The organism is Hamadaea sp. NPDC051192 (assembly GCF_040682475.1).
GTDB classification, from domain to species: domain Bacteria; phylum Actinomycetota; class Actinomycetes; order Mycobacteriales; family Micromonosporaceae; genus Hamadaea; species Hamadaea flava.
Genome location: NZ_JBFBAZ010000313.1, coordinates 1 through 1051 on the forward strand (window position 1 = coordinate 1; position 1051 = coordinate 1051).

Consider the following 1051-nt stretch of genomic DNA (forward strand, 5'->3'; position numbering starts at 1 on the left):
TTACGACCTGATGCGTAATTGGCTGTGAGGTGTGTTCGCCTCACCGCCGTACTTGTTGATCATCGTGTGGCGGTGAGGTCGGAGACCAGGGTCGCCACGGCGATGAACGTTTCGGGCAGGGTGGCGCGGTGGCCGTGCCAGCGTGTGAGGGAGGTCCAGTTCTTCATCCGCCCGATGACCTGCTCGATCGGGATGCGTTGCTGGCAGTGTAGTTTTCGCAGGTCGACGATGAGGTCTTGTAGGTCTTTGTCGGCGGTGTCGGGGAGCAGGTCGAGTTTGGTGATCACCTGTCCGGGATGTTTGTTAGCCAGTCCGCGGTAGCCCTGGTCTGCCCAGATGCGCACGCCGGGGAAGTGGTCGAGCAGGTCGTCGATGCCTTCGGTTTTGATGGCGGTCTGGTCGTGCATGCGGCCTGGTCGCAGAGCGCCGGCCCAGAGCAGCCGGCCGGCTTGGTCACTGACGACTGTGCCTTTGATGGTGTTGCGGCGTTTGGAGCCGCTGACGAACGCCTTGCGGCCAGGGCGTGCGGCCTGCGGTCGGCGCACGATGATGTCGGTGGCGTCGAGACACAGGTCGAAGCCGGTGGCCTGGGCGTAGGCCAGGACGTCGGCGAGGGTTCTCAGTCGTGGCCCGTCGTTGCCGGTGGCGTATCCGCGTGCGGAGATCAGCGGTCGGATAGTGCGAACGGCTCGGCTGATTGTGGCCTGGTCGACGTCGAACAACACGGCCAGGAGATCTTGGGTGACCCCGGTGCGTAGGTACGCGAGGGTGATGAGTAAAGCGTCGAGGAAGACCACTTTGGGCCGTCGGCCGGCTCCGGCCGCTCGCCGGCGATCTCGGCCGCGGCAGGCCAGCAGTCGGTCCTCGCGTGCGGCTTCCCACTGTGGCGCCAGCTCGACTGTCAGATCTGCCAGGGCTATCGCGGGCAGGCCGTGGAAGGCACAATGTTGGAGGGCCGCGCGGGCCCATGTTGACGACACATCTGCATGTATCCGCGCGGCCCTTCATGTTGTCAAGCGTTGATCATGAAGAATTACGCATCAGGTCGTTA

At 64.1% G+C, this 1051-nt stretch carries 1 protein-coding gene; it reads right to left on the bottom strand.

The window, feature by feature from the left end:
* Positions 1-59 precede the first annotated feature (59 nt).
* On the bottom strand, positions 60-980 hold the full coding sequence (locus tag AB0M47_RS42800) for a transposase family protein (protein WP_363424798.1): 921 nt from the start codon (positions 978-980) through the stop codon (positions 60-62).
* Between the last annotated feature and the right edge of the window lie 71 nt (positions 981-1051).